Consider the following 1,161-nt stretch of genomic DNA (forward strand, 5'->3'; position numbering starts at 1 on the left):
CGAGCCATCACCGCCTCCTGCGTTTCAAAACCCGATCAGATCATAGTTCGGGAGGTTTTTCTACAGCCTGAACGCCCCAAACACCGGCGCAGCTCCGCTGCGTCCGCGTGATTTGGCTTGTTATGCCTTGCTCATTCATACGAAAAGTATAAATTACTATCCAATTTCAAATACTTATAAACCATAGTTAGTTCTTTGATATAAAATAGGATTTCCCTCATCTCTTTAATCGTTGGATTATTATCCATATGATCAAATACCTTCTCTAACTCTTTCTGTCTTTCACATTCAATAAGATCAAGCAGAACTTTTCGGTTTGTTTCTGTAAGTTTTACTGCGGAAATACTGTATTCTTCTTCCTCAATAGTTAAAGTGCGCTCTTTATAATCGACTTCTTTGGCAAACCCTATTTTGGCTAGCCTTTCATAGCAATTCTCGGATACGGATATAACTTCAGGTTCATTTTTTCCATCAAAAAATGTAAGCTCCAACATTATTCAGTCTCCTTTTTTTCTTTTGACTCTAGTTCTTCTCTCACGACCTCTCTTAAGCGTTCAACCTCGCTGGGTTCCACGCCTTCATACAAAGTTACTCCACCTTCATCAAGAATATCTTTGGTTTTCTGAGATGCTTTTGCCTGAATAATCAGTATATCTATAGTCCCTTTACCTATAATGTCTCTTGCTTGAGAAGGGAAAATATTTTTCCGTGTCTTGATCTCCCCAAACTTCTTACTCATCATTTTTGCCCTTAGTATATTTGTACTTTCCGATATATTTGTCTAATGCATTAATTAACTCATCTTTTCTATCCTGAGGGTATTCGAAATCTCCTCTAGGGTCATTGTTTATAGATGGAGTAACTGTTATGCCGTGCAATTTAGCTATTTCAACAACAAGTTTCGTTGTATCCCTGTGCTCTTCCAACTTCTTGATCATTTTGTCTTCATCAGTAGTCAAAATTCACCTCCTGACTTTTGGCTCTGAGTAATATCATGAAATGTTTTATAATCCAGAAAACATTTAGAGTTTATCTTCTCTCTCTTATCTGAAATCAAGCTATTCACTGTTCTGGTCAACAAAACCGGACACATTAATTTGCTAATTTCTCGTACTCCATCGGCGACAAGTCACCGTTCGAGGAGTGCAGCCGATCCAGGTT

At 38.2% G+C, this 1,161-nt stretch carries 3 protein-coding genes; all 3 read right to left on the reverse strand.

Annotated elements, in window-relative coordinates; genetic code table 11:
• Positions 1 to 131: 131 nt before the first annotated feature.
• From G517_RS0111960 to G517_RS0111970, 3 genes are read right to left on the reverse strand one after another with little or no spacing between them, the layout of a single operon-like run.
• Positions 132 to 494 carry a hypothetical protein gene (locus tag G517_RS0111960; protein WP_028304605.1) on the reverse strand — a complete coding sequence of 121 codons (363 nt, stop codon included), beginning with the start codon at positions 492 to 494 and terminating at the stop codon, positions 132 to 134.
• A complete protein-coding gene (locus G517_RS0111965; protein WP_028304606.1) occupies positions 494 to 739 on the reverse strand; it encodes a hypothetical protein in 246 nt (81 codons plus the stop codon). The genes G517_RS0111960 and G517_RS0111965 overlap by 1 nt, the downstream gene beginning before the upstream one ends.
• Positions 732 to 959, reverse strand: coding sequence for a hypothetical protein (locus G517_RS0111970; protein WP_211224291.1), 228 nt, complete (start codon positions 957 to 959; stop codon positions 732 to 734). The genes G517_RS0111965 and G517_RS0111970 overlap by 8 nt, the downstream gene beginning before the upstream one ends.
• Positions 960 to 1,161 lie beyond the last annotated feature (202 nt).

This window comes from Oceanospirillum maris DSM 6286 (genome assembly GCF_000422865.1).
GTDB lineage: Bacteria > Pseudomonadota > Gammaproteobacteria > Pseudomonadales > Halomonadaceae > Oceanospirillum > Oceanospirillum maris.